Genomic DNA, 25,565 nt, shown 5'->3' on the forward strand with positions numbered 1-25,565 from the left:
AATATCGGCGGGCTCAGAAGTTGCTCTGGATGATCATTTCGGGGATGCCGGTGCCCAGAGCCACGGGAACACACTCCCCGAGCGGGTAGCGGTCCGGATCGAGGACGTGCCGCATCAACGACAGCGCGAACGGATCGTAAACCATGTTGAAATGCCCGGTCAGGTTCTGCGGGCACAGATCCTGGATCACGTAGTTCACCGCACCACCGCTGCGCAGTGCGACGTTGCCTGCGGGTTGGATCACCTCGTCGACATTCGTGCCGATCGTCGTGTACCGCACCCCGGGCACCGTATCGGTGGGAGTGTTGACCTCGGCGAGCAACTCCGAACCCTCGAGTTGCTGGACGAGTGCTACGGAGAACGACTCCTCTGCGATCTCCGACGCACCGGGCACCAGAGCTGCAGCGGCCCCGAGACCGTAGAAGGTGCCTCCGTAGCTCGGGGACGCGACACCTACCCAGCGGTCGACGACGTCGGCAGCGCCGAGTTCGTTGATGTAGTAACGGGCGACGGTGGCGCCCTGCGAGTAGCCGAGGAGGTCGACCTCGTCGGCACCGGTGGCCGCGCGTACGGTGTCGACGAAGCCGCCGAGCTGAGCGGCGCTGACACGGATGTCTCCCGTGCCGTACTCCTCGTCGCCCGCGGCGAGGCCGTAGTCCAGGACGAACACGCACCAGCCGGACTCCACGAGCAGTGGGGCAAGAGCAGCGAAGTCCGAGTAGCTGTTGGAATCGGTGCCGTGAACCAAGATCACCGGCTTGGGGTGTTCGCTCGAAGGCCGGCAGGTGAAGTCGTTGGTGCCGGCCGGTGCTGCACCCCGGTGATTGTCGGCGTACTCGGCGGCCTCTGCGTGCGTGTGCACTACCGGACCGGGGGTCGCAGGGACGAACTCGGTGGAGCTTCCGGCGGGTTGTGCACCTGCCGGCCCCGCGACGAGAGCAAGGGTGCACAGTGCACCCACCACCGCCGCACCCACTGTCCGATGTGTCCGCACAGCGTCTTCCTTCCTCTGAACCCGACCCCGACACTATTGTGACCTGGAACAGTGGGCCTGTCTCGCCGACATGAGCCTCCACAGGGAGAGGGGTGGGTCACCCACGAGACGCGGCTAGCATGTCGGGGTGGCAACGACCGGAGTGATCACCGTCAGTGCAGTGGTGTTGAGGAACGCAGCGGGATCGTCGGTGCTGACGGTCCGCAAGCGCGGAACCACCAGCTTCATGTTTCCCGGCGGCAAACCCGAACCGGGCGAGACCGCCGCCGAGACACTCATCCGTGAATTGGAGGAGGAACTGGGGGTGAACTTGGATCCCGCCGCGCTGCGTCCGCTCGGGGTGTTCCGGGCCGCAGCGGCCAACGAAACCGGTTTCGAAGTCGAAGCCACCGTCTTCGAACATCCGACGGTGCCGATCGGCGGCCCGGCCGCGGAGATCGACGAGGTCCGCTGGCTCGACCTCGGTCTCGAGATCATCCCCGACGACATCGCGCCGCTGACCGCACTGATGCTCCCCGCGCTGCGTGCCGATCCGCGGGAGCGCTGACCTTCTCCGGCTAGCCGATCTTCGGCGGGTCCATCTGCACGCGCAGCGGCCCGCTCGCGCGGCGCGCGGTACGCGTCGCCTGGGCCTGACGCAGTGCCAGGCCGAGCTCCCGCCCGCGAGTGCGCGCAACCCTGATGAGCATGCGGTGCACGTCGTCGGGCTCGGGATCGTCGGCGCTGAACGGCAGTCGCTGACCGGGCGGCAGCGGCACCGGCCCGAGCACTTCTGCGCCCTCCGGGAGATGTGTGGCCTCGATCAGCTCGGCAACTGCCGCCGATCCCCCATCGATGGCCGCCATGTGCACAGCCGGCGGGAAGCCCACCTCGGCGCGCTCCTCGACCTCGGTCCGAGCGTGTCCCACCGGGTCCCAGCGCACGAGCGCCTGCACGGTGGGGATCCCGGAGTCGGCGACCACGACCACCTGACCGCCGTCCGAGAACGAGCGCACCAGGGCCGACGCGGTGAGCCATCTGCGCATCGTCTCTTCCGCGGCCCTCAGGTCTGCGCGCCCGAGCAATGCCCACCCATCCAGCAGAAGCGCGGCACCGTATCCCCCGGGCGCGACCGGTTCCGCGCCGACGGTGGACACGACGAGTGCCGCTCCTTCCGGAGCAACGGCTTTCACGTCCGCTCCACCCGAGATCACCACCGGCACACCGGGGAACGCGCGACCCAATTCCTCGGCGGTACGTCCCGCGCCGACCACGACGGCACGCAACGACCGGGCACCGCAGGCATGGCACCGATGGGTGGCGTCGGCGACTCCGCACCAGCGGCAGGCCGGCACGGCCGCGCCGTCGGGTCCACCCGAGGACGGCAGGGCCAGGGGTCCGTTGCAGCGTCTGCACCGGGCAGGTGCTCGGCACTTTCCGCATGCCAGCGCGGGGACGTAGCCGCGGCGCGGTACCTGCACCAGCACGCCGTGGCCGGCGCCGAGCGCGGTTCGGGCCGCGGTGAAGGCGATCGCGGGGAGCCGGGCCGCGCGGGCCGCGGGATCACGGGCCAACGCCTGGTCACTGTCGGCGAGCGCGGTGACCTTCGGCGCCCACGCGCGCAACACGTCGCGGGATGGGACGAGATCGTGTGCCCATCCGGCCTCGACGAGGGCCTGGGTCTCGGCGGTGCGGGCGTGCCCGGCGATGACAACCGACGCGCTCGTCGCGTGGGCGCGAAGCGCCGCGACCTCCCGGGTGTGTGGGTAGGGCGAGCGTGGTTCACAGTGCAGGTCGTCGCCGTCGTCCCACACGACGAGCAGCCCGATACGCGGTGTGGGTGCGAACACCGCGGCGCGGGTACCGACGACGATGCGGGCCGAGCCGCGCAATGCGGCGAGCCAGCGTCGATACCGCTCGGCCGGGCCGAGCCCTGCGGCGAGACCGACGACGTGGTCGGCACCGGACACATCGACACACGCGGCCAGTACTCGATCGAGGTCGCGCTGATCGGGAACGACGAGGACCGCGGCGCGGTCGGTGGATGCGACGAACGCGGCGAGTTCAGCGAGCCGGCGTGGCCAGTCTTCCCCGGGCAGCGCCTGCCATGCGGCACGAACCGTGCGACCGGCGCCCAGGGCTTCGAGGAAGTTCTCGCCGTGCCGATAACGCACCCATGCCGCGTGATCCATCTCGGGTACCGCTGGTACGTCGGTGACTCGGGGGGCTTCGGCTTCGACGCGGGCGTGGCGCGGCGGGACCGCGAGCCGTAACACGTCGGCGCGGATTCCGGCGTAGCGGGTGGCCACCTCGTCGGCGAGTTCGACGATCTCCTCGGTGAGAACTACCTCGCCGGACACCACGCGGTCGAGCCAGCCGAGTTTTCCTGGATGGTCACTCGTGGCGACTCGGGACAGGAGGAATCCGTCGACGAGTCGCCCCGCGAACCGCACACGCACGCGGACGCCCGGTCGGGCATCCGCGTCGAGGTCGTGCGGGATCAGGTAGTCGAATTCGCGGTCGAGGTGCTGCAGCGGAAGCAACGGAAGTACCCGTGCGACCGGGTCGGCCTCGGCGGCGCGGCGCGGTTCGGCCACCACTGGCCCGTCGCCGGGTTACAGACCGGCAGCCGCGCGGAGCTTCTCGGCGCGGTCGATGCTCTCCCACGGCAGGGAGATGTCGGTGCGGCCGAAGTGGCCGTACGCAGCGGTCTGCGCGTAGATCGGGCGCAGCAGATCGAGGTCGCGGATGATCGCGCCGGGACGCAGATCGAACACCTCGCCGATGGCCTGCTGGATCTGCGCGGGATCTGTCTTCTCGGTGCCGAAGGTCTCCACGAACAGGCCCACGGGCGCGGCCTTCCCGATGGCATAGGCGACCTGCACCTCGATGCGGTCGGCCAGCCCGGCGGCGACGGCGTTCTTCGCGACCCACCGCATGGCGTAGGCGGCCGAACGGTCGACCTTCGACGGGTCCTTTCCGGAGAACGCACCGCCGCCGTGGCGGGCCATGCCACCGTAGGTGTCGACGATGATCTTGCGACCGGTCAGGCCGGCGTCGCCCATGGGGCCGCCCAGCACGAACGACCCCGACGGGTTGACCAGCAACCGGATGTCGGAGGTGTCGAGCTGCGCGAGGTTCGGGTCGGCCAACACGGCGTCGACGACATGGCTGCGCAGGTCGGGGGCGAGCAGGTTGTTCAGGTCGATGTCCGCGGCGTGCTGCGTGGAGATGACGATGGTGTCGAGGCGAACCGGAGTGTCACCGTCGTACTCGATGGTTACCTGGGTCTTGCCGTCGGGCCGCAGGTAGGGAAGCACTCCGGTCTTGCGGACCTCCGTGAGGCGGCGGGCGAGCCGGTGCGACAGGGAGATCGGAAGAGGCATCAGTTCCGGGGTATCGGAGCAGGCGTAGCCGAACATCAGGCCCTGGTCGCCGGCACCCTGAAGGGCCACCTCGTCGTCGGTCAGCGTGCCGGTACGTGCTTCGTGGGAGACGTCGACGCCGCCCGCAATTTCCGGCGACTGTGCACCGATCGCGACATTGACGCCGCACGAGTTTCCGTCGAACCCTTTGGAGGACGAGTCGTATCCGACTTCGAGGACACGGTCGCGCACGATCTTGGGGATGTCCGCGTAGGCGGAGGTCGTGACTTCACCGACGACGTGGACCTGCCCGGTGGTGACCAGGGTTTCCACCGCCACGCGCGAGCGAGGATCCGCGGTGAGCAGCGCGTCGAGGACGGAGTCGCTGATCGCGTCACAGATCTTGTCCGGGTGTCCTTCTGTCACGGACTCACTGGTGAAAAGCCGACCGCCGGTCTTGCTCACAGAACTCCCTCTCGACTGTTGGATGTAGCGCTGAACCGTACCTGGTGGAACACGAACGCTGCAGATCGGAACACATCCGACCCTGTGCCGACGCTACTGCTCCCGGCGCGTCGGCGCGAGTGCTGAAAATCACTCGAGCAAAAGTATCGAGCGCGGCCCGATCAACTCGACGGGGGAAGCAGCGGGCGCAATGCGTCGAGCACGCGACTTGCCATCAGCGCCTTGGAGCCGTGCGCGAGCGCGGTCTCCGAGCCGTCTGCCGCGAGCAGCCATCCGTCGTTGTGGTCGACTTCGAAGGCCTTGCCGTCACCGACCGCGTTGACCACGAGCAGATCGCATCCCTTGCGGGCGAGTTTCGCGCGGGCGTAGGTCAGGACGTCGCCCTGCTCGTCGCCGGTCTCGGCAGCGAACCCGACGATGACCGTCTCGGCCGACAGGGTGCCGTCGTTGCGGGACCGCACCAGGCCGGCGAGGATGTCGTCGTTCTTGGTCAGGGCCACCGAGTCCGGCTCCCCCGCCCCCTTCTTGATCTTGCTGCTGGCGAAGGCTGCCGGACGGAAATCGGCGACCGCCGCCGACATGATGACGGCATCGGCACCGACGGCGTGTTTGGCGACGGCATCACCCATCTGCTGTGCGGTCTGGACCCGCACCACGTCGACGGCGGCCGGATCGTCGAGTCCGGCGACGGCCCCGGCGACCAGGGTGACGTCGGCGCCACGCTGCGCGGCGAGGCGTGCGAGCGCGTAGCCCTGCTTGCCGGAGCTGCGGTTGCCGAGGAAACGGACGGGGTCGAGCGGTTCACGAGTACCGCCGGCGGAGATCACCAGACGGCGACCGGCGAGGTCTCGGGGCAGCGCATCGGCACGCTCGAGCAGCAGCGAGGCGAGCGCGAAGATCTCGTCCGGTTCGGGCAGGCGCCCGGCTCCGGTGTCCTTACCGGTCAGGCGTCCCGACGCGGGCTCGACGACGATGTTGCCGCGGCGGCGCAGGGTGGCGACATTCTCAACCGTGGCGGGGTGTTCCCACATCTCGGTGTGCATCGCGGGCACGAACATCACCGGACAACGCGCAGTGAGCAGCGTCGCGGTCAGCAGATCGTCGGCGCGTCCCGTCGTGGCACGCGCCATCAGGTCGGCGGTCGCGGGGGCGATCACGACCAGGTCGGCCTCCTGCCCGAGCCGCACGTGCGGTACTTGAGGCACATCGGTGAACACACCTGTGTGCACAGGGTTCCCGGAAAGCGCTTCGAAGGTGGCACTACCGACGAATTCCAGAGCGGATTCGGTTGGCACGACTCGAACCTGGTGCCCGGACTCGGTGAGTGCACGGATCAGGGCACAGGACTTGTAGGCGGCGATGCCACCGGCAACCCCGACGACGACGCGACGGCGCCCGGAGTCCGGGGCGCCGTCGACAGCCGGAGCGTTCACTCGCCTTCGGTGTGCTCGAGCAGATCCGAGTGGATCTCGCGCATCGCGATCGACAGCGGCTTCTCCTGCAGGCCCGGCTCGACCAAGGGGCCGACGTACTCGAGGATGCCGTCGCCGAGCTGGTTGTAGTAGTCGTTGATCTGGCGGGCACGCTTGGCCGCGTAGATCACCAGCGCGTACTTCGAGGACGCACGCTCGAGCAGCTCGTCGATCGGCGGGTTGGTGATACCCAGCGGGGGGTCGTAGACCGGGAGGGCGTTGCCCGCCGTGTCGGTCGCGGCTGCCTGAATGCTGCTCACTCGGTGTTCTCCTGAGTATTGGCGGGAATGAAAACTGGGGCGGACGCGCACCCGAACCGCCCTCGACCGACGTATCGGTCGCGAACATCGGCTAGGTGACGTGGGGTCCAACCAACAAGGATACCAACTCTGCACAAGCGCGGTCGACATCGTCGTTGACGATCACAGTGTCGAACTCGTCTTTCGCAGCGAGTTCGGTGCGCGCGGTCTCGAGCCGGCGGGCCACGACGTCGTCGGATTCGGTGCCACGACCGGTCAGGCGCTCGACGAGCACCTCCCAGCTGGGCGGTGCAAGGAACGCGAGTGTGGCCTCGGGCATCGCCGCGCGGACAGCGCGGGCTCCCGCGAGGTCGACCTCGACGAGGACGGGCCGTCCGGCGTCGAGAGCCTCCCTCACGGGTGCGGCCGGGGTTCCGGATCGTTGCAGGCCACCGTGGATGTCTGCCCATTCGAGTAACTCGCCGTTGACGATCATGCGGTCGAAGGCATCCCGGGTGACGAAGTAGTAGTCGTGTCCCTCGACTTCGCCGGGTCGCGGGTCGCGCGTCGTCGCCGACACGCTGAACAGCAGATCCGGGACGAGGGTGCGCAGGCGGCGCACGACAGTCGACTTCCCGACAGCGGAGGGGCCGGCCAGAACGACCAGCCGACCCCTTCGCGTCTCGGGTGCGCTGTCCGACACAGGTTGTGCGTCAGCTACCACGGTGCTCAGGCTTCGAAATCGAACCTGGCAAGCAGTGCCTTGCGCTGGCGATCGCCGAGTCCGCGCAGACGGCGGGTGGGAGCGATCTCCAGTTCGGTCATGATCTCCTGCGCCTTGACCTTGCCGACCTTCGGCAGTGCCTCGAGCAGGGCAGACACCTTCATCTTGCCGAGGATCTCGTCGTTCTCGGCATCAGCGAGCACCTGCTTGAGGTCGGTGCCGCCACGCTTCAGGCGCTCCTTGAGCTCTGCCCGGGCACGACGGGCAGCAGCCGCCTTCTCCAGAGCAGCGGCGCGCTGCTCGTCAGTCAGCTGGGGAAGGGCCACGGTTCCTCCGTCTCATCGTTGGAAAACAGTCTTCGACCGCTGTAACCAGCGGCGATAGCGACCGTACTCACGCACGCCGACGATTGCGAACCCGACCCCCGCCGTTCCACTCGAAAATCCGTGCGGTAGTGCACGCGGATCCCGCAGCGCGTAACGCGCAGGTCGAAGCACTCCCAGAACGACCACCAACTCCCCCACCGAAGAAAAACCGCAGGTGAGAGGCACATGACACCGCCTTGATCACCTTCCGGCGGCAGGTGCGCCCCGACGCCGCGCACGGAGCACAGCGTCCTCGGAGCGCGGCATGAAAAAAATCTGCGCCCTGCGCGTGTCGCGCAGGGCGCAGAGCTGGGAAAAGGCGTGCACCGTGCATGTTCAGGCCGTGGTCAGGCCCCGAGGGTCAGGCCCGGAGGAACGAGAACTCGTCGACCGTGCGGGCCACCGCAGCGCGCAACGCCGCGACGGACGGCCCGGCACGCAACACCTCACGTGAGACGTTCGGCACCACCGACCGGAGCGCATCGCCCGCGAGACGACGCACGTCGTCCGCGGTACCGCCCTGCGCCCCCACTCCCGGCATCAGAATCGGCCCGTGCAGCTCACTGAGGTCCGGCGCGGCGCCCAGGGTTGCCCCGACCACCACACCCACCGACCCGAGAGGCTCGGCGCCCGCGTTGCGGGCGGCCGCTTCGTCGACCATCACCTGAGCAACGGTGCGGCCGTCCTCCACCCTTGCGCGTTGCACCTGGGCGCCCTCAGGGTTGGAGGTGGCCGCGAGCACGAACACCCCACGCTGGGTCTGTGCGGCCAGCTCCAGGGCCGGAGCGAGCGCTCCGAAGCCCAGGTAGGGCGATACCGTGACAGCGTCGGAGCGCAACTCAGAAGTGCAGGAGAGCCAGGCACGTGCGTAGGCGTCCATCGTCGAGCCGATGTCACCCCGTTTGGCGTCGGCGAGCACCAGGGTGCCCGAACTCCGCAGCGCTCCGATGGTGCGTTCGAGGACGGCGATTCCCGCCGACCCGAACGCCTCGAAGAACGCCACCTGCGGCTTGACCAGTGCGACCCCGTCGAACGCCTCGACGCACCGTTCACTGAACGTCTCGAGCCCGGCTACATCGACGGACAGGCCCCATTCGCTGAGCAGCTGCGGGTGCGGGTCGATGCCCACGCACAGCGGCCCACGCTCGGCCAGAGCCGACGCGAGCCGCTCCCCGAACGGCGTCCCAGGTGTGTGCTCGGTCACTGTGCGACGCTGTCGCGCAGCCGCGCCTGCAGACGCTGGAGCGAGGAGACCCCGATGTCACCGCGCAGGGCCGCCTCGATGCCCTGGATCGCAGCGGACGCACCCTGCACGGTGGTGACACACGGAATGTTGGCCGCGACCGCCGCACTGCGGATCTCGTACCCGTCGACGCGAGGACCGGAGTTCCCCCACGGGGTGTTGATCACCATGTCGACATCGCCGGCGCGGATCCGGTCGACAATGTCCGGAGCGCCCTCCGGGCGGTCCTCACCTGACACCTTGTACACCTGCTCGCACGGGATACCGTTGCGACGCAACACCTCCGCAGTACCGACGGTGGCCATCACGTGGAACCCGAGATCTGCGAGACGCTTGACCGGGAAGATCATCGACCGCTTGTCCTTGTTGGCGAGCGAGACGAACACCACGCCGGAGGTGGGCAGCGGTCCGTACGCGGCGGCCTGGCTCTTGGCGAACGCGGTGCCGAAGTCTTCGTCGATTCCCATGACCTCACCCGTCGATTTCATCTCGGGGCTGAGCAGGGTATCGACGCCGGTGCCATCGGCGCGACGGAACCGGTTGAACGGCAGCACCGCTTCCTTGACCGCGACAGGGGTGTCGAGCCGGGTGTCGCTACCGTCGCCGGTCGCGGGCAGGATGCCCGAGGCACGCAGTTCGGCAATGCTCTCGCCGAGCATCACCCGTGCGCACGCCTTGGCGAGCTGCACCGCGGTGGCCTTCGACACGAACGGCACCGTGCGGCTCGCGCGGGGATTCGCCTCGAGGACGTACAGGATGTCGTCCTTGAGTGCGTACTGGACGTTCAGCAGACCTTTGACTCCGATGCCCTTCGCGAGCGCTGCCGTGGAACGGCGGACGTTCTCGATGTCGGCGCGGCCGAGGGTGATCGGGGGCAGCGCGCACGCCGAGTCGCCGGAGTGGATGCCGGCCTCCTCGATGTGCTCCATGATGCCGCCGATGTACACGTCGGTGCCGTCGCACAGGGCGTCGACGTCGATCTCGATCGCGTCGTCGAGGAACCGGTCCACCAGCACGGGACGGTCATCGGAGATCTCGGTGGCGTTCTCGATGTAGGTGGCAAGGGCCTTCTCGTCGTAGACGATCTCCATACCGCGCCCGCCGAGCACGTACGACGGGCGCACCAGCACCGGGTACCCGATTCCGGCGGCGATCTCGCGTGCGCCGTCGAAGGTGGTGGCGGTGCCGTACTTCGCTGCCGGCAGGTCCGCCTCGTCGAGGACACGACCGAACTCGCCGCGGTCCTCCGCCAGGTCGATCGCCTCGGGGCTGGTGCCCACGATCGGGACGCCCGCGTCCTTCAGCCGGCGCGCGAGCCCCAGCGGAGTCTGACCGCCGAGCTGCACGATCACGCCCTCCACCGTGCCGGATTCGCATTCGGCGCGATACACCTCGAGCACGTCCTCGAAGGTGAGCGGTTCGAAGTACAGGCGATCGGCCGTGTCGTAGTCGGTGGACACGGTCTCCGGGTTGCAGTTGACCATGACGGTCTCGTAGCCGGCCTCCGACAGGGTCAGCGCCGCATGCACACACGAGTAGTCGAACTCGATGCCCTGCCCGATGCGGTTCGGGCCCGAGCCGAGGATGAGTACCTTCGGCTTGTCCGGCTGGGGCGCGACCTCGGTCTCAGCGGCGGGGTCGAGCTCATACGTCGAGTAGTGGTAGGGGGTCTTCGCCTCGAACTCGGCGGCACAGGTGTCGACCGTCTTGTACACGGGGTGGACGCCGAGCTCCCCGCGAAGGGCTCGTACGTCGTTCTCGGACGAGAACTGTGCGGGACGCAGCTGCGCGATCTGACGGTCGGAGAACCCGTGGTGTTTGGCGTACCGCAACTCCGTCGCGCCGAACTCCTCGGCCGAGCGCACGTCCTCCCCCAGCTCGATGATCTGCTGGAACTGGTCGAGGAACCACGGGTCGATCTTGGTGGCGTCGAACAGCTGCTCGACGGTCGCGCCGAGATCGAGCGCGCGCGCGATCTGGTAGAACCGTCCGTCGGTAGGGGTCTTGATCGCCTCGAGCAGCTCGTCGAGAGTGCCCTCCACCTCGGGGCCGGTCCAGAATCCGGCACGCTTGGTTTCGAGCGAGCGCAGTACCTTGCCGAAGGCCTCGGTGAAATTGCGACCGATCGACATGGCCTCACCGACGGACTTCATGGTGGTGGTGAGGGTGCCATCGGCACCCGGGAACTTCTCGAACGCGAAGCGCGGGGCCTTGACCACGACGTAGTCGAGCGTCGGCTCGAAGCAGGCCGGGGTTTCCTTGGTGATGTCGTTGACGATCTCGTCGAGCGTGTAGCCGATCGCGAGCTTGGCTGCCATCTTCGCGATCGGATAGCCCGTCGCCTTCGAGGCGAGCGCCGAGGAACGAGACACGCGCGGATTCATCTCGATGACAACCAAACGTCCATCCCGCGGATCCATCGCGAACTGGATGTTACAGCCGCCGGTGTCGACACCGACCTCGCGCAGAATCGCGATCGACAGGTCGCGCATCGCCTGGTATTCGCGGTCGGTCAGCGTCATGGCGGGGGCGACGGTGATCGAATCACCGGTGTGCACACCGACCGGGTCGACGTTCTCGATCGAGCAGACGATCACGACGTTGTCGCGACCGTCGCGCATCAGCTCGAGCTCGTATTCCTTCCATCCGAGGATCGACTCCTCGATCAGGACGTTCGCGGTCGGCGATGCGGCCAGACCGCCACCGGCGATACGTTCGAGATCCTTCTCGTCGTATGCCATTCCGGAGCCGAGGCCACCCATCGTGAACGACGGGCGAACCACGACGGGGTAACCGAGCTCGGCCACGGTCGCGCGAACCTCGTCCATCGTGTAGCAGACGGCCGAGCGGGCGGATTCGCCGCCGCACTTCGCGACGATGTCCTTGAATTTCTGCCGGTCCTCGCCGCGCTGGATGGCGTCGAAGTCGGCGCCGATGAGTTCGACGTCGTACTTGTCGAGGATTCCTTGCTCGGACAGCGCAACCGCGGTGTTGAGTGCGGTCTGACCGCCGAGTGTCGCGAGCACCGCATCGATGGGGGTGCCGTTCGCGGCCTCGGTCGCGAAGACCTTCTCGACGAATTCGGCGGTGATCGGCTCGATGTAGGTCGAGTCGGCGAACTCCGGGTCGGTCATGATCGTGGCGGGGTTCGAGTTGACGAGCGAGACCCGCAGGCCTTCCTCGCGCAGCACACGGCAGGCCTGAGTGCCGGAGTAGTCGAACTCGCAGGCCTGACCGATGACGATCGGACCGGAGCCGATGACCAGGACGTGGGAGAGATCGGTACGGCGTGGCATCAGTTCTTCTCTCCCTCGAGCATGCGGGTGAAACGGTCGAACAGGTAGGCGGCGTCATGCGGTCCGGCGGCCGCTTCCGGGTGGTACTGCACGGAGAACGCGGAGCCGTCGGCGAGCTTGACGCCTTCGACGGCGCCGTCATTGGCACATGTGTGGCTGACCACCGCGCGTCCGAACGGGGTGTCGAACTCCTGGCCCGCCTCCCCTTCGAGCGCGAACCCGTGGTTCTGCGCGGTGATGGCGATTCGGCCGGTCTCGTGTTCGACGACCGGGATGTTGATGCCGCGGTGGCCGAACTTCATCTTGTAGGTGTCCAGTCCCAGCGCGCGGCCGAGGATCTGGTTGCCGAAGCAGATTCCGAACAACGGCAGACCCTGCCCGAGCACTTCCTTCGTCAGGTGCACCGCGCCGTCGGCGGTGGCCGGGTCGCCGGGTCCGTTGGACAGGAACACGCCGTCGGCCTTCAGATCCAGGATGTCGTGCAGCGTCGCGGTGGACGGCAGCACATGCACGCGGATACCGCGCTGCGCGAACATACGCGGGGTGTTGGTCTTGATGCCGAGGTCGATCGCCGCGACGGTGAAGCGGGCGTCACCGACGGTGGGTTCGACGACGTATCCGGTGCTGGTGCTCACCTCACCGGCGAGGTCGGCGCCGAGCATCGACGGCTGGCTCTTGACGCGATCGAGGAGGGCGTCGATGTCGAGGTCGTCACCTTTCCATGCGAGGGTGTCGCCGGAGAACACGCCCGCGCGCATCGACCCGCGGGTGCGCAGGTGCCGCACAAGCGCGCGGGTGTCGATGCCCGCGAGACCGACGACGTCCTGTCGCTCGAGTTCGTCCTGCAGCGATCCGGTGGCACGCCAGCTCGACGTGCGGCGGGACGGATCGCGGACCACGAATCCGGCCACCCAGATCTTCGATTCAGAGGCCTCGCCGGTCGGCCCGACCGATTCGTTGTCTTCCTGGTTCCAGCCGGTGTTGCCGATCTGCGGCGCGGTGGCCACGACGATCTGGCGGTGGTAGCTGGGGTCGGTCAAAGTTTCCTGGTATCCGGTCATGCCGGTGCTGAACACGGCCTCGCCGAGGGTCTGCCCGACCGCGCCGAAAGGGATACCTCGGAAGACGCGCCCGTCCTCGAGGACCAACACTGCGGTGCCACCGCCGAATGTTCTGCCGCTCATGCGTTGTCTCCGTTCTGTTCGACCTCACCAGAGCCGGCCGCAGGGGCTGAATTCTCGCGTGTCGTGATTGTCGTGATCGTCATCGTCGTTGTGATCGTCACAGTCCTATGAATTTTCGTTCTCGTCGCGGGTCCAAGCCGGGTACACCGACTTGTCGTCGCCGCGGAATCCGGTGTCGATCTCGGTACCCGAGGGCAACTCCCAGCGGATGACCAGGACTCCGCCCTTGGTCATCACCTTCCCCGCAAGTCCTCGTTCGGTTCGGATGGCGCGGATCGAGTCCTGCGGAATCCAGATTGGTGTCTCACCGGTGCGGCTCAGCAGGATTCCCTTGGTGTGGCGACTCAGCTCCGACTCTGCGCGGTGCCCGAGGTCGCCGACGGCGATGCGGTCCTGCCAGCTCGGCGCGAGGGTGCTGCCCACGTACAGGCCGGTGCTCGGGGCGATCAGTTCGCCGCCGAGATCATCGGGCAGCGCGGGCAGTTCCCCCACGACATCGGCCTGCCGCCGGGCGCGTCCCCGCCAGCCCTTCCACATCAGCAGGACCAACACCACCCACAGTGCGACGAAGGCCAGGGTCAGCAGAATGCGGTCCATCAGAGCACCCACTCTCCGCCGTGACGCGGGAACACTGCACCGTCACGGGCCGTGATCCGCCCGCGCAGCGCGGTGACCGTGACCTTGCCCGGCAGGGTCATCGCTTCGTACGGGGTGTTGTGCGAGATGCTTGCCAGGTCGGGTCCGCTCACGGTCCACTCGGTGTCCGGGTCGACGAGCACCACGTTGGCGGGTTCACCGACCGCGAGCGGCCGACCTTGATCGTCGAGTCCGACGATCTGCGCGGGCCGCTCGCTCATCACCTTCGCGACGCCGCGCCAGTCGAGCAGCCCGGGGCGCACCATCGTGTCGATCACGATCGACAGAGCCGTCTCGAGTCCCAGCATGCCCGGGCGGGCCTGGGAGAACTCGCAGCACTTGTCCTGCTCGGCGTGCGGAGCATGGTCGGTGGCCACACAGTCGATGATGCCTGCGGCCAGGCCTCGGCGGAGCGCTTCGACATCGGAACGTTCACGCAGCGGCGGGTTGACCTTGTTCACTGCGTCGTAGGTTTCGAGCCGCGAGTCGTCGAGCAACAGGTGGTGCGGTGTAACCTCGGAACTGATCGAAATACCTTGCGCGCGAGCCCATTCGACGAGCGCAACGGTGCCGGCGGTAGAAGCATGGCAGATGTGCACACGAGCCCCCGCATCGCGGGCGAGCAGTGCGTCGCGGGCGACGATCGACTCCTCGGCCGCGCGCGGCCACCCTGCCAGGCCGAGCCGCGCGGCGGTGGGGCCTTCGTGTGCAACCGCGCCGACCGTCAGGCGCGGTTCTTCCGCGTGCTGCGCGATGAGCACTCCGAGCGAGCCGGAGTATTCGAGCGCACGCCGCATGATCAGCGGGTCGTAGACGCATTTGCCGTCGTCGGAGAACATCTTGACCTGGCCGACGCCCGCGGCCATGGTGCCCATCTCGGCGAGCTGCTTGCCTTCGAGCCCCACGGTCACGGCGCCGACGGGGTGCACGTCGACGAGGCCGCATTCCTGGCCGCGGCGCCACACGTGGTCGGTGATGACCACCGAGTCGGCGACCGGGTCGGTATTGGCCATGGCGAAGACAGCGGTGTAACCGCCGAGCGCGGCGGCAGCAGAGCCCGTCTCGATCGTCTCGGTGTCCTCGCGGCCGGGTTCGCGCAGGTGGGTGTGCAGATCCACGAATCCGGGCAGCATGATCTGCCCGGTTCCGTCGATGATGGTCGCGTCGGCGGGCGCGGACACAGCGGTGCCGATCTCGAGGATCTGTTCGTCGCCGAGCAGGACGTCGACCGGATCTCCTTCGCCGTAGAGCCGGACGTTACGGATGAGCACCTGCGGCGTCACCGGTGTATCTCCTGTTCCTGAGGTGTGGGTCACGACAACTCCCCTTCCGCGCCGACGAGCAGCCGGAAGAGCACGGCCATGCGGACGTGCACACCGTTGGTGACCTGCTGGAGGACGGCGGTCTGCGGTGCATCGGCGACCGGAAATCCGATCTCCATGCCGCGCAGCATCGGACCGGGGTGCAACACCACGGCGTGCTCGGGCAGCATCGCGGCGCGGCGGGCGTTCAGTCCGTAGCGGATCGAATACTCACGCGCGGACGGAAAGAACCCGCCGTTCATGCGTTCGGCCTGCACGCGCAGCATCATCACCGCGTCGAGTGCGGGCAGTTCGGCGTCGAGCGAGTCCGCGACGGTCACCGGCCACGTTTCGACCCCGACGGGCAGCAGCGTGCGCGGGGCGACGAGCACGACCTCCGCGCCGAGCATGCTCAGCAGCAGCGCATTCGATCGGGCGACGCGGCTGTGCAGGACGTCGCCGACGATCGCGATGCGGCGACCCTCGACCGAGCCGAGCCGCTGGCGGATCGTCAGGGCGTCGAGCAGCGCCTGAGTGGGGTGTTCGTGGGTGCCGTCGCCGGCGTTGATCACCGCGGGGCCCGATCCGGATTCGTTGGTCCACTCCGCGATGCGGTGCGCGGCACCGGATGCGGGGTGTCGGATGATCAGGGCGTCCGCGCCGGCGGCGTGCAGGGTCAGTGCGGTGTCGCGCAGCGACTCGCCCTTTGCCACCGACGAACTCGACGCGGACACGTTGATCACATCCGCGCTCATCCATTTTCCGGCGACCTCGAAGGAGACGCGGGTACGGGTGGAGTTCTCGAAGAACACCGTCATGACGGTGCGGCCGCGCAGCGTGGGCAGCTTGCGGACCTCACGGCCGAGCAATGCCTGTTCGAAGCGTTCGGCGTCGTCGAGAAGCTCGGTCGCGGAGTCCCGGGTCAGGTCCGCGATGGAGAGCAGGTGCTTCACGAGATCTTGCCTCCCGAGATTTCCACGGCATCACGGCCGTCCTGTTCGTCGAGCAGTACCCGGACGTCTTCGGTACGCGCGGTCGGCACGTTCTTCCCGACGTAGTCGGCGCGCAGCGGCAGTTCGCGATGCCCGCGGTCGACGAGCACGGCCAGCTGGACGGCGTCGGGCCGGCCGAGGTCGCGCAACGCGTCGAGGGCGGCACGCACCGAACGGCCGGAGAAGAGCACGTCGTCGACGAGGACGACAAGCGTGTGATCGACGCCCCCTTCGGGCACCGAGGTGCGTTCGAGGGGGCGGTGCGGCTTGGTGCGCAGGTCGTCGCGGTAGAGGGTGATGTCGAGTGATCCCACGGGGACCCGCACACCGGAAAATTCTTCGATGCGGTCGGCGAGGCGGTTCGCCAGGGTGATGCCGCGGGTCGGGATTCCGAGCAGGACGACGCGGGGTGCGCGGTCGTCGGAGGCATCCAGTGCGGTCTTCTCGATGATCTGATGCGCGATTCGTGCGATGGTCCGGCTGACATCAGCAGCGGACAGTAGTTCGCGGGCCGGTGCGGCCACGTCGGGTGTCGACTCGGGTGAAGCTGTGGACCTGTCCTCGGACATGGCCATCCAGCGACCTCCTTCTCCGCCTCACTGGACGGGTCGTTAAAGGATGCCTGACGGTCAATGAGCCTATCAGCGGGCCGGGAGCGTCCGGCCTGGTTCGCAGGTGAAGCTCAACACAGCCGCTCGGGAACGTCGGCCGTCGACATCGAGGAAAACGTGTCGAGCGGGCCCGCCAGGCGAACCTGGGCGGACCCGCTCGACACGGAACAGCAGAGTGGGGCCCGTCAGGCCCGGTCGGTACCAGCCGAGTCCGTGTCGGGGGTCCTGCCCTCGGCGGCCGGACGTGCCGAGGTGGCCGCAGCTGCGGCACGCACCTGGTCGGCGAGGGCCACGATCTGGCCGAGCACACCGTTGATGAAGGCCGGCGAGTCGTCGGTCGAAAGCTGCTTGGCCAGCTCGACGGCCTCGTCGACGGCCACCACCGGCGGCACATCCGTGGTGTGGAAGAGCTCCCAAACCGACAGCCGCAGGATCGCGCGATCCACGGCCGGCAGACGATCGAGGGTCCACTCGTGCAGGTGGTCGGCGATCGTGCGGTCGATCTCGTCGAGGTGCTCGGCGACACCGCGGATGATCGTCTGTGCGTAGGGGGGCACCGGCGCAACCTGATCGTCGCGGACGGCGAGCGCCACCCGATCGGCCGCGAGGTCGACCGGGTGGGTATCGCGGGCTTCCGCCTCGAACAGCAGGTCGACGGCGCGCTTACGTGCCTTGTGACGGGCTCCGAGTTTCTTCTGGGTACCGGACACTCAGGAGTTCACTCGCCCCAGGTAGTTGCCGTCGCGGGAATCGACCTTGAGCTTGTCACCGGTGTTGATGAACAGTGGCACCTGGATCTCGGCGCCGGTCTCGAGGGTCGCAGGCTTGGTGCCGCCGGTCGAGCGGTCACCCTGCAGGCCGGGGTCGGTGTGCTTCACCACGAGCTCGATCGTGACGGGCAGCTCGACGAACAGCGGGACATCCTCGTGTGTCGCGACCTGGACCGGCATGTTCTCGAGCAGGAACTTCGCGGCATCGCCGAGCAGTTCGGGCGTGATCGAGATCTGGTCGTAGGTCTCGCCGTCCATGAAGACGTAGTCGGTGCCGTCGTTGTACAGGTAGGTCATGTCGCGACGGTCGACCGTGGCGGTCTCGACCTTGACACCGGCATTCCACGTCTTGTCGACAGTCTTGCCCGACGTCACATTCTTGAGCTTCGTGCGCACGAACGCGGGGCCCTTGCCCGGCTTGACGTGCTGGAACTCGATGATCTGCCAGAGCTGGCCTTCGATCTTCAGAACGAGCCCGTTCTTGAAATCACTGGTGTCAGCCACTTACTTCGCGTCTCCTAGAGTCGGGGGACCGCCCCTTATACGACGGTCAATGTCTTGGCGGTGAGCGTCAACAGCTCCGGAGTCTGCTCGCGCACCACGAGCGTGTCCTCGATCCGCACGCCTCCGCGCCCCGGGAAGTACACACCCGGCTCGACGGTCACCGCCGCACCGGCGACAAGTGTACCGGGCGCGGCGGCACCGATTCCCGGCGCTTCGTGGATCTCGAGGCCGACTCCGTGCCCGAGGCCGTGCAGGAACAACTCTGCGTGCCCGGCCGCGGCGATGATCGAGCGGGCGGCCGCGTCCACGGCTGCACACTCGATACCCGGCGCGAGGGCTTCCCTCCCGGCTCGTTGGGCACGCAGGACCACGTCGTAGACGTCACGTTGCCACTCGGCGGCGCGGTCGAGGACATAGGTGCGGGTCATGTCGGAGTGATACCCACCTATCTGCGCGCCGAAATCGAACTTGACGAAGTCACCGGACGCGAGGACCGCACCGGTCGGACGGTGGTGCGGTACGGCAGAATTGGCGCCGGTCGCGACGATCGTCTCGAACGAGATGCCGTCGGCTCCGTGCTCGAACATGCGCCATTCGAGGTCGCGCGCGACCTCTTTCTCCGTGCGCCCGGGCCGCAGGCCACCCGCGGAGATCAGGTCGGCGAGTGCTCGATCCGCGGCACCACACGCCTGACGGATCAGGTCGATCTCGTGCTCGTCCTTGACCATGCGCAGACGCTCGACGAGGCGTGGGGCGGCGACGAAGGACACACTGGAGTCGAGGGTGTCCCACTCGGCACGGTCGTCGACGGTCACGACATGACTTTCGAAACCCCATGATCTGCGCGGGCCCCGCCCTGCCGTACCCACCAGGTGACCGGCCGACGCGCGGGCGATCTCGGCGCGCAGGTCGGGAACCTGCTCGGCCACCTGGGACAGGTAGCGACCGTCGGTGCAGATCATGGTGCGCGACTCGTCGGCATCGTCGTCGGTCGATACGAGCAGCGCGGCATTGGATCCGGTGAATCCGGTGAGGTATCGGATGTTGAGCAGATCGGTCACCAGCAGGGCGTCGAGGCTGCGGTCGACAAGGAGTCCGCGCAGCGCCGCGCGGCGAGAAGCATGATCGGCGGGCATGTCGTTCAACCTACCGCGAAGACGGAATGTGGGACCGGCCACACTTCTCTCGAGGCAGGCGTTACTCTCGGGTACATGAAATCCTGGTTGCTTCGCGGGCTCGGGCTCGCCCTGGTCCACGTCGTCGTGCGTGTCCTGCTCGGTGCCGCACTGATCCAGTGGCCCCTACAGGGGTCGGTCCTGCGATGGGCCGGACTGGCCGTGGTCGTTCTCGCGGCGGTGGCATGGGCCGGCCTCGACGGGATCCGGGATCGTCGGGCCCACCCCGACGCGGACGACGGCGACGATCTGACGATGCGGTGGCTCGCTGCCGGTGCGGTCACAGGCCTCGTCGGCGGCTTCGTGACATGGCTGGTCGACACCGTCACCTCCATCCCGGTGGGCGTGAAGTCGTTGTTCTTCGAATTGACATCCGGCGCCGCCTTCACCGTGCTGCTGGTATTCCTTCCCGCGATGGCCGCGGTCGCGGTCGGCCGGTTCCTGGTACGGCACGACAAGCCCAGCGACGACGACTGGTCCGATCACTCGAACCGTCCGGAGCGCATACCCGCGATGGCTGCGACGGGCCCCTCCACCACGGACTCGACCCGAGGCATCGCCCCGACAGACGCGTGGAGCAACGACGAGGCACCGACGGAGGTGTTCCCGGCAGTCGATCCGACCACCCGGAACCGCGACGCCTGACACGACCACATAATTTCCCCAAACAACCCTATCGTTCCCTATTGATACATGCATATGGGTAACGATAGGGTTGTCTTATGTCTGAAGTCCTGTATTCGGTGGACCAGGTCGCAGAGCGCCTGGGACTGCACGTGCGCACCGTCCGCAACTACGTGCGTGACGGGAAGCTCCCCGCGGTACGCATCGGCAAGCAGTACCGGATCGCCCACGAAGATCTCGAGGCGTTCACCGGGCGACCCGTGCCACCACCGCTCCGCGACAGCACCCCGACCGAGAGGCACAGTGAGGTGTCGAGCATCGTCGAGATCGACGCCGTCGACCCCCACACCGCCTATCGCCTCAGCACCCTGCTCACCGCGTCGGTTGCGCATCGCGGCGATGGCCCGAAACTGCGTCTCGACACGGTCTACGACGAACAGCGCGGGCGTATGAAGGTGATCATCCTCGGCGGCCTCGCCGACACCGCACACCTGCTGGAATCCGTCGAGGCGGTGCTCGAGTCATGAGCGCCATCTACCGGTCCGAAGCCGGCGGTCGCCGGATCGTGCAGCGCTATCGCGAACAACTCGACGCGTGGCCCGTGCCGGCCGCGCACTTGCTGATCGACACCCGCGAGGGCGAGACCTTCGCGCTCGCGTGCGGTCCCGCCGATGCACCCCCCGTGGTGCTGTTGCACGGGTCCGGCGCGAACTCGTCGACGTGGCGGGGCGACATCGCATCCTGGTCTCGGAAGTTCCGAGTGTTCGCGGTGGACATGGTGGGCGAGCCCGGCCTCAGTGCCCCGTCCCGCCCACGCCTCGACACCGATGCGGTCACCCTGTGGCTCGACGACGTCCTCGACGGACTGGGCCTGACCCATTGCACCCTGGTGGGAATGTCGCTCGGCGGATGGAGCGCGCTCGACTACACCCTCCGCAGACCGGATCGGGTCGACCGACTTGCGCTGTTGTGCCCCGGCGGGATCGGACGGCAGACAACCGGACGTGTCGCCGCAGTCGCGGCGCTGAGCCTGTTCGGACAATCGGGTCGACGCCGATCCGCAGCGCGGATGACCGGGCTCGCCCCGGACGATCCCGTCCTCGACGAGATCACCGCCACCTTCGGAGTCTTCCGGCCCCGCACCGAGCGTCTTCCGGTGTTCGACGACGCTGCGCTGGCCGGCATCGGCGTTCCTGTGCTGGCGATCGTCGGTGACCGCGACCTGATGTTCGACTCTGCCGACACCGCGACACGGCTCGACCGTGCCCTGCCCGCCGCCCAGGTGCACATCCTGCCCGGTGTCGGGCACGCGATCCTCGGCCAGACCGAGACGGTTCTCGACTTCCTGCGTCAACCGTAGCGGCGCTCAGTTTCCCGCTCGGCCGCAGTCGGTACTGACAGAACCATCGACCGAGGAGAGACCATGTCCGAAATGCTCGACCTGTCCCCTGCCGCCGACCGGATGGCCGACGCCCTCGACGAGATCGACGACGATCACCTGGATCGGCCCACACCCTGTGATGGGATGCCGGTCCGGGTTCTCGTCGACCACGTGCTCGGCCTGTCGCTCGCGTTCGAGGCCGCCGCACGCAAGGATCTCGGTGCTCTCACCGAGAGTGCTCCCTCACCCGGCGCGGTCGACCTGCCCGACGGCTGGCGCACAGTGGGCCGGAACCGTCTCGACGCGCTCCGCCGGGCATGGGAAGATCCGACCGCGTGGTCGGGCCCGACCCGAGCGGGCGGCCTCGACCTACCCGGCAACATCGCGGGTCTCGTCACGCTCGACGAACTCGTCGTGCATGGCTGGGATCTCGCCGTCGCCACGGGTCGGTCGTACTCGTGCACGCCCGTCGACATCGCCGCGTGCACCGCATTCGCCGAGTCGATCACCGACGAACAGCGTGACGCCGGTGGCCTGTTCGGTCCGGCGGTTCCCGTTCCGGATAGCGCATCGGACCTCGATCGGTTGATCGGGCTCACCGGTCGCGATCCGACGTGGGCACCCGACGGCGCCTGACGGATTACAGCAGAACGGTGCCCGCATCGGCCGTGCCCTGCCGGGCCACCTCGGAATAGGCGGCCGCCAGCAGCGACGGATCCGGGCCCTCGAGCCGACCGGGCTTCGCGAGGCCGTCGAGCACCACGAACCTCAGCATGCCTGCGCGGTTCTTCTTGTCGGTCTGCATGCCCGCAAGCAGGTCGCCGAACGCATCCGACGCGTACGTGGTGGGCAGACCCACCGATTCGAGGACCGTGCGATGCCGGTCGGCGGTGGCGTCGTCGAGACGCCCCGCGAGCCTGCCCAGCTCGGCGGCGAATACCAGACCGACGGACACCGCCGCGCCGTGGCGCCACTTGTACCGCTCGCGGCGCTCGATCGCGTGACCGAGCGTGTGACCGTAGTTGAGGATCTCGCGCAGGCTCGATTCCAACAGATCCGCAGCGACGACTTTCGCCTTGACCTCGACAGACCGTCGGATCAGTTCGGGCAGCACGGTTCCGGTCGGGTCGAGTGCCGCCTCCGGGTTCTCCTCGATCAGCTCGAGGATCACCGGATCGGCGATGAAACCGGTCTTGATCACCTCTGCCATACCCGCGATGATCTCGTTGCGCGGCACTGTCTCGAGGGTCGCGAGGTCGACGAACACCGCTGACGGTTCGTGGAACGACCCCACGAGATTCTTGCCCGCCTCCGTGTTGATGCCGGTCTTGCCGCCCACGGCCGCGTCGACCATGGCGAGCAGCGTCGTCGGAATGTGGTAGACCCGCACACCGCGCATCCAGGTTGCGGCCACGAAACCCGCGAGGTCGGTAGCGGCGCCGCCACCGAGGCCGACGATCGCGTCCGAACGGGTGAGCCCGATCTTTCCGAGCACCTCCCAGCAGAAGCCCGCAACCGCAAGTTCCTTGCCGTCCTCGGCATCCGGGATCTCGATGCGATGTGCGTCGATGCCGGTCTCCGCCAGAGCTTCCCGCACTGCTTCCGCAGTGGCGGTCAACGTGGGTTGGTGGAAGATCGCGACGGTGCGAGTGCCCGCGAGTGTCTCGACGACGTCGCCGAGCAGTCCACGTCCGATGACAACCGGGTAAGGCTGGGAAGTTTCGACGTCGATGCGTACCGGTTCGGTCACGGTGTGCTGCTCCGATTCTCTTCGCTGGTCGTGGTCTTCGAGTCTTCTTGGGCCGGATCGAGTTTGGCGAGGACCTGCTGGACGACTCGGCCAGGGCTGCGGCCGTCGGTGCGCACCCGGATCGTCGCGGATTTCCGGTAGAGTGGCCGCCTACGCCGCATCAGATCGCGGTATTTCTGCGCGGGATCCCCGCCGTTGAGCAGGGGTCGGGTGGTGTTCGTTCCGGTCCTGCGCAAGCCTTCCGCGACGCTGATCTCGAGGTAGACCACCGTGCAGCCCACAAGCCGCTCACGAGTCCGCTCCGACAGGATCGCGCCGCCACCGAGCGACACCACTCCATCGTGCGAGGCCAGAGCCTCCGCGACGACCTGCTCCTCGATCCGGCGGAACTCCGGCTCTCCGTCCTCGGTGAAGATTTCGGGAATCGTTCGCCCGGTGGTGCGCTCGATCTCCACGTCGGTGTCGAGCAACGGCACATCGAGTGCCTGGGCGACCCGACGTCCGATGGTGGACTTTCCGGCTCCGGGTGGCCCGATCAGGATTGCGCGCGGCGCCATGATGTCACCGCGGCGGACGCGCCGCGATCCCCTTCACGTAATGGTCGACGTTGCTCGCCGTCTCGGCCAGCGAGTCACCACCGAACTTCTCGAGCGCGGCCTGCGCGACGACGAGAGCGACCATCGCTTCGGCCACCACACCCGCTGCAGGTACCGCACACACGTCGGAGCGCTGGTGGATCGCGACGGCCTCGTCACCCGTGCTCATGTCGATGGTGGAGAGGGCTCGCGGCACCGTCGAGATCGGCTTCATCGCCGCGCGCACGCGCAGCGCTTCACCGTTGGTCATGCCGCCTTCCAGCCCACCGGCGCGGTTGGTCGACCGGATCACCCCGTCCGGACCCGGTACCATCTCGTCGTGGGCGGCGCTGCCGCGGCGACGCGCGGTTTCGAAGCCGTCGCCGACCTCGACGCCCTTGATGGCCTGGATGCCCATCAGCGCAGCGGCGAGGCGGGAGTCGAGGCGCTCGGCGCCACTGACGAACGACCCGAGGCCCACCGGCAGGCCGTGCACCACGACCTCGACGACACCGCCGAGGGTGTCACCGTCGCGCTTGGCGGCCTCGATCTCGCTGATCATCGACTCTTCGGCTGCCTTGTCGAAGGCGCGAACAGGACTCGCATCGATCGCGTCGAGGTCTGCACCCGACGGCCCCGGGCCGACGTACGGATCGGAGGCGCCGATGGAGATGACATGAGAGACGACCTCGGCACCGAACACCTGGCGCAGGAAGTTGCGGGCCACGGTTCCGGCGGCGACGCGGGCCGCGGTCTCGCGCGCACTCGCGCGTTCGAGCACCGGGCGTGCGTCGTCGAAGCCATATTTGAGCATGCCCGAGTAGTCGGCGTGGCCGGGGCGGGGACGGGTCAGGGGTGCGTTGCGCGCCTGCCCGGCGAGCAGTTCCGGATCGACCGGGTCGGCAGCCATGATGGTTTCCCACTTGGGCCATTCGGTGTTGCCGATCTCGACGGCGACGGGGCCGCCGAGAGTGCGTCCGTGCCGGACGCCCCCGATGATGGTGACCTTGTCGGCCTCGAACTTCATGCGTGCGCCGCGTCCATAACCGAGGCGTCGCCGCGCGAGCTGCTCCGAGATGTCGTTCGACGTCACCTCGACACCAGCAACCATGCCCTCGAGCATCGCAACGAGGGCGGGACCATGGGATTCTCCGGCAGTTATCCAGCGCAGCACGCATCCATCCTTCCATGGTCTCCGGGTGAGTTGTGACGCCACCCTGGGTCAACCGGCGGCCAACACTGCGAGCACCGTCGCGACACACATCGACGGACCGTGCGGCACCACCGTCGACCCGGACGATCGCTCACCCGACGAGACTCGTTCGAAACGCCGGTACAGGAGCACGAGCGACCCGACGACGGCGGTCAGCAGAGGCGGGAGCAGCAGCGCGATCATCCATGCCTGTGCTCCGGCGACACCCGCGGCGCCGCCCAATCCGATCGCGAGTTTGACGTCGCCGGCACCCAGCGAGCGTGCGAAGAGTAGATGCGCGGTGAGCATCGTCGCGGTCAGCAGGGCCGCGCCGACGGCAGCCGCGCGACCGTGTCCCGCACAGGCCCCGATCGTCACGACCGTCAGTCCCCCACCGAGGGTCAGCACATTGGGAAGCCGTTGGACCAGCACATCGACCCCACTGCAGCACACGCACCACCACATCAAGAGGGCGAGCGCAGCCGTCTCGGGCCACGTCGTCGTGGTGGCGAGGGCCCCACCGGCCGCACACGCGGCCTCGCATGCGCCGCGCCACGGTTCCACTCCGGACAGTCGCGCCGTGAGCCTCCGCACACACACGCCGACCACCGCTCCGAGGAGCGCCATCACTACGGCCATCACAACAGCGGGGATCACCGTCGCAGCATGGGCCGTTCACGCCGACCGCGGATGCCGCCGAGCCCGGAATCGCCGAATCTGTGGATCGA

Annotated in this window: 26 protein-coding genes; 5 read left to right on the forward strand and 21 right to left on the reverse strand. The window is 67.9% G+C overall.

Annotation, left to right across the window (positions count from 1 at the left end):
- Positions 1-13: 13 nt before the first annotated feature.
- Positions 14-952, reverse strand: a complete 939-nt coding sequence (locus EV641_RS00560) for an alpha/beta fold hydrolase (RefSeq protein ID WP_241996779.1) — start codon at positions 950-952, stop codon at positions 14-16.
- A gap of 169 nt (positions 953-1,121) precedes the next feature.
- Between EV641_RS00560 and EV641_RS00565 the strand changes: the two genes are divergently transcribed.
- Complete coding sequence (locus EV641_RS00565; protein WP_132470085.1) at positions 1,122-1,541, forward strand: NUDIX domain-containing protein; 420 nt, start codon at positions 1,122-1,124, stop codon at positions 1,539-1,541.
- 10 nt (positions 1,542-1,551) lie between these two features.
- Here EV641_RS00565 and EV641_RS00570 read toward each other — a convergent pair whose 3' ends face one another.
- From EV641_RS00570 to EV641_RS00645, 16 genes are all read right to left on the reverse strand, one after another.
- Positions 1,552-3,570 carry a primosomal protein N' gene (locus EV641_RS00570; protein WP_132470086.1) on the reverse strand — a complete coding sequence of 673 codons (2,019 nt, stop codon included), beginning with the start codon at positions 3,568-3,570 and terminating at the stop codon, positions 1,552-1,554.
- Between the two features lie 18 nt (positions 3,571-3,588).
- Positions 3,589-4,803: a methionine adenosyltransferase gene (gene metK, locus EV641_RS00575; protein WP_132470088.1), complete on the reverse strand. Its 1,215-nt coding sequence runs from the start codon at positions 4,801-4,803 to the stop codon at positions 3,589-3,591.
- A gap of 161 nt (positions 4,804-4,964) precedes the next feature.
- Positions 4,965-6,236 carry a bifunctional phosphopantothenoylcysteine decarboxylase/phosphopantothenate--cysteine ligase CoaBC gene (gene coaBC, locus EV641_RS00580; RefSeq protein WP_132470090.1) on the reverse strand — a complete coding sequence of 424 codons (1,272 nt, stop codon included), beginning with the start codon at positions 6,234-6,236 and terminating at the stop codon, positions 4,965-4,967.
- Positions 6,233-6,535, reverse strand: a complete 303-nt coding sequence (gene rpoZ / locus EV641_RS00585) for a DNA-directed RNA polymerase subunit omega (RefSeq protein ID WP_054720830.1) — start codon at positions 6,533-6,535, stop codon at positions 6,233-6,235. Before rpoZ ends, coaBC begins: the two co-directional genes overlap by 4 nt.
- Positions 6,536-6,626: 91 nt before the next feature.
- Positions 6,627-7,238 carry a guanylate kinase gene (gene gmk / locus EV641_RS00590; protein WP_132470092.1) on the reverse strand — a complete coding sequence of 204 codons (612 nt, stop codon included), beginning with the start codon at positions 7,236-7,238 and terminating at the stop codon, positions 6,627-6,629.
- A gap of 5 nt (positions 7,239-7,243) precedes the next feature.
- Positions 7,244-7,564 carry an integration host factor, actinobacterial type gene (gene mihF, locus EV641_RS00595; protein ID WP_054720859.1) on the reverse strand — a complete coding sequence of 107 codons (321 nt, stop codon included), beginning with the start codon at positions 7,562-7,564 and terminating at the stop codon, positions 7,244-7,246.
- Between the two features lie 400 nt (positions 7,565-7,964).
- On the reverse strand, positions 7,965-8,807 hold the full coding sequence (gene pyrF / locus EV641_RS00600) for an orotidine-5'-phosphate decarboxylase (protein ID WP_132470094.1): 843 nt from the start codon (positions 8,805-8,807) through the stop codon (positions 7,965-7,967).
- Positions 8,804-12,142, reverse strand: coding sequence for a carbamoyl-phosphate synthase large subunit (gene carB / locus EV641_RS00605; RefSeq protein WP_132470095.1), 3,339 nt, complete (start codon positions 12,140-12,142; stop codon positions 8,804-8,806). Before carB ends, pyrF begins: the two co-directional genes overlap by 4 nt.
- Complete coding sequence (gene carA, locus EV641_RS00610) at positions 12,142-13,326, reverse strand: glutamine-hydrolyzing carbamoyl-phosphate synthase small subunit (RefSeq protein ID WP_054717519.1); 1,185 nt, start codon at positions 13,324-13,326, stop codon at positions 12,142-12,144. The genes carB and carA overlap by 1 nt, the downstream gene beginning before the upstream one ends.
- Positions 13,327-13,431: 105 nt before the next feature.
- The gene (locus EV641_RS00615) at positions 13,432-13,923 is read right to left on the reverse strand and encodes a transporter (protein WP_132470096.1); all 492 of its coding nucleotides are present in this window, start codon (positions 13,921-13,923) and stop codon (positions 13,432-13,434) included.
- The gene (locus EV641_RS00620; RefSeq protein ID WP_132470750.1) at positions 13,923-15,245 is read right to left on the reverse strand and encodes a dihydroorotase; all 1,323 of its coding nucleotides are present in this window, start codon (positions 15,243-15,245) and stop codon (positions 13,923-13,925) included. The genes EV641_RS00615 and EV641_RS00620 overlap by 1 nt, the downstream gene beginning before the upstream one ends.
- 29 nt (positions 15,246-15,274) lie before the next feature.
- Positions 15,275-16,216, reverse strand: a complete 942-nt coding sequence (locus tag EV641_RS00625) for an aspartate carbamoyltransferase catalytic subunit (RefSeq protein ID WP_132470097.1) — start codon at positions 16,214-16,216, stop codon at positions 15,275-15,277.
- Positions 16,213-16,830: a bifunctional pyr operon transcriptional regulator/uracil phosphoribosyltransferase PyrR gene (gene pyrR / locus EV641_RS00630; RefSeq protein WP_132470099.1), complete on the reverse strand. Its 618-nt coding sequence runs from the start codon at positions 16,828-16,830 to the stop codon at positions 16,213-16,215. The genes EV641_RS00625 and pyrR overlap by 4 nt, the downstream gene beginning before the upstream one ends.
- 221 nt (positions 16,831-17,051) lie before the next feature.
- A complete protein-coding gene (gene nusB / locus EV641_RS00635; protein ID WP_132470101.1) occupies positions 17,052-17,576 on the reverse strand; it encodes a transcription antitermination factor NusB in 525 nt (174 codons plus the stop codon).
- Positions 17,577-18,140 carry an elongation factor P gene (gene efp, locus EV641_RS00640; protein WP_054719624.1) on the reverse strand — a complete coding sequence of 188 codons (564 nt, stop codon included), beginning with the start codon at positions 18,138-18,140 and terminating at the stop codon, positions 17,577-17,579.
- A 35-nt stretch (positions 18,141-18,175) separates the two neighbouring features.
- A complete protein-coding gene (locus EV641_RS00645; protein WP_054719628.1) occupies positions 18,176-19,276 on the reverse strand; it encodes an aminopeptidase P family protein in 1,101 nt (366 codons plus the stop codon).
- Positions 19,277-19,351: 75 nt separating this feature from the next.
- On the opposite strand from EV641_RS00645, the gene EV641_RS00650 reads away from it, so the two are divergent.
- The 4 genes from EV641_RS00650 (at position 19,352) to EV641_RS00665 (ending at position 21,956) form a co-directional block, all read left to right on the forward strand.
- On the forward strand, positions 19,352-19,960 hold the full coding sequence (locus EV641_RS00650) for a B-4DMT family transporter (protein WP_132470103.1): 609 nt from the start codon (positions 19,352-19,354) through the stop codon (positions 19,958-19,960).
- 77 nt (positions 19,961-20,037) lie between these two features.
- The gene (locus tag EV641_RS00655) at positions 20,038-20,466 is read left to right on the forward strand and encodes a helix-turn-helix domain-containing protein (RefSeq protein WP_054719622.1); all 429 of its coding nucleotides are present in this window, start codon (positions 20,038-20,040) and stop codon (positions 20,464-20,466) included.
- Positions 20,463-21,299 carry an alpha/beta fold hydrolase gene (locus tag EV641_RS00660; RefSeq protein WP_132470105.1) on the forward strand — a complete coding sequence of 279 codons (837 nt, stop codon included), beginning with the start codon at positions 20,463-20,465 and terminating at the stop codon, positions 21,297-21,299. Before EV641_RS00655 ends, EV641_RS00660 begins: the two co-directional genes overlap by 4 nt.
- 63 nt (positions 21,300-21,362) lie before the next feature.
- Complete coding sequence (locus EV641_RS00665; protein ID WP_132470106.1) at positions 21,363-21,956, forward strand: TIGR03086 family metal-binding protein; 594 nt, start codon at positions 21,363-21,365, stop codon at positions 21,954-21,956.
- 4 nt (positions 21,957-21,960) lie between these two features.
- Here EV641_RS00665 and aroB read toward each other — a convergent pair whose 3' ends face one another.
- From aroB to EV641_RS00685, 4 genes are read right to left on the reverse strand one after another with little or no spacing between them, the layout of a single operon-like run.
- Entirely contained in the window at positions 21,961-23,070 is a 1,110-nt protein-coding gene (gene aroB / locus EV641_RS00670) for a 3-dehydroquinate synthase (protein WP_132470108.1), read from the reverse strand.
- Complete coding sequence (locus EV641_RS00675) at positions 23,067-23,627, reverse strand: shikimate kinase (protein WP_054720107.1); 561 nt, start codon at positions 23,625-23,627, stop codon at positions 23,067-23,069. The genes aroB and EV641_RS00675 overlap by 4 nt, the downstream gene beginning before the upstream one ends.
- Before the next feature lie 4 nt (positions 23,628-23,631).
- Positions 23,632-24,819, reverse strand: coding sequence for a chorismate synthase (gene aroC / locus EV641_RS00680; RefSeq protein WP_132470110.1), 1,188 nt, complete (start codon positions 24,817-24,819; stop codon positions 23,632-23,634).
- A 48-nt stretch (positions 24,820-24,867) separates the two neighbouring features.
- Positions 24,868-25,494 (reverse strand): prepilin peptidase, encoded by a 627-nt coding sequence (locus EV641_RS00685; protein ID WP_241996707.1) that lies wholly within the window; start codon positions 25,492-25,494, stop codon positions 24,868-24,870.
- Between the last annotated feature and the right edge of the window lie 71 nt (positions 25,495-25,565).

The organism is Rhodococcus sp. SMB37 (genome assembly GCF_004345605.1).
Classification (GTDB): Bacteria; Actinomycetota; Actinomycetes; order Mycobacteriales; family Mycobacteriaceae; genus Rhodococcus.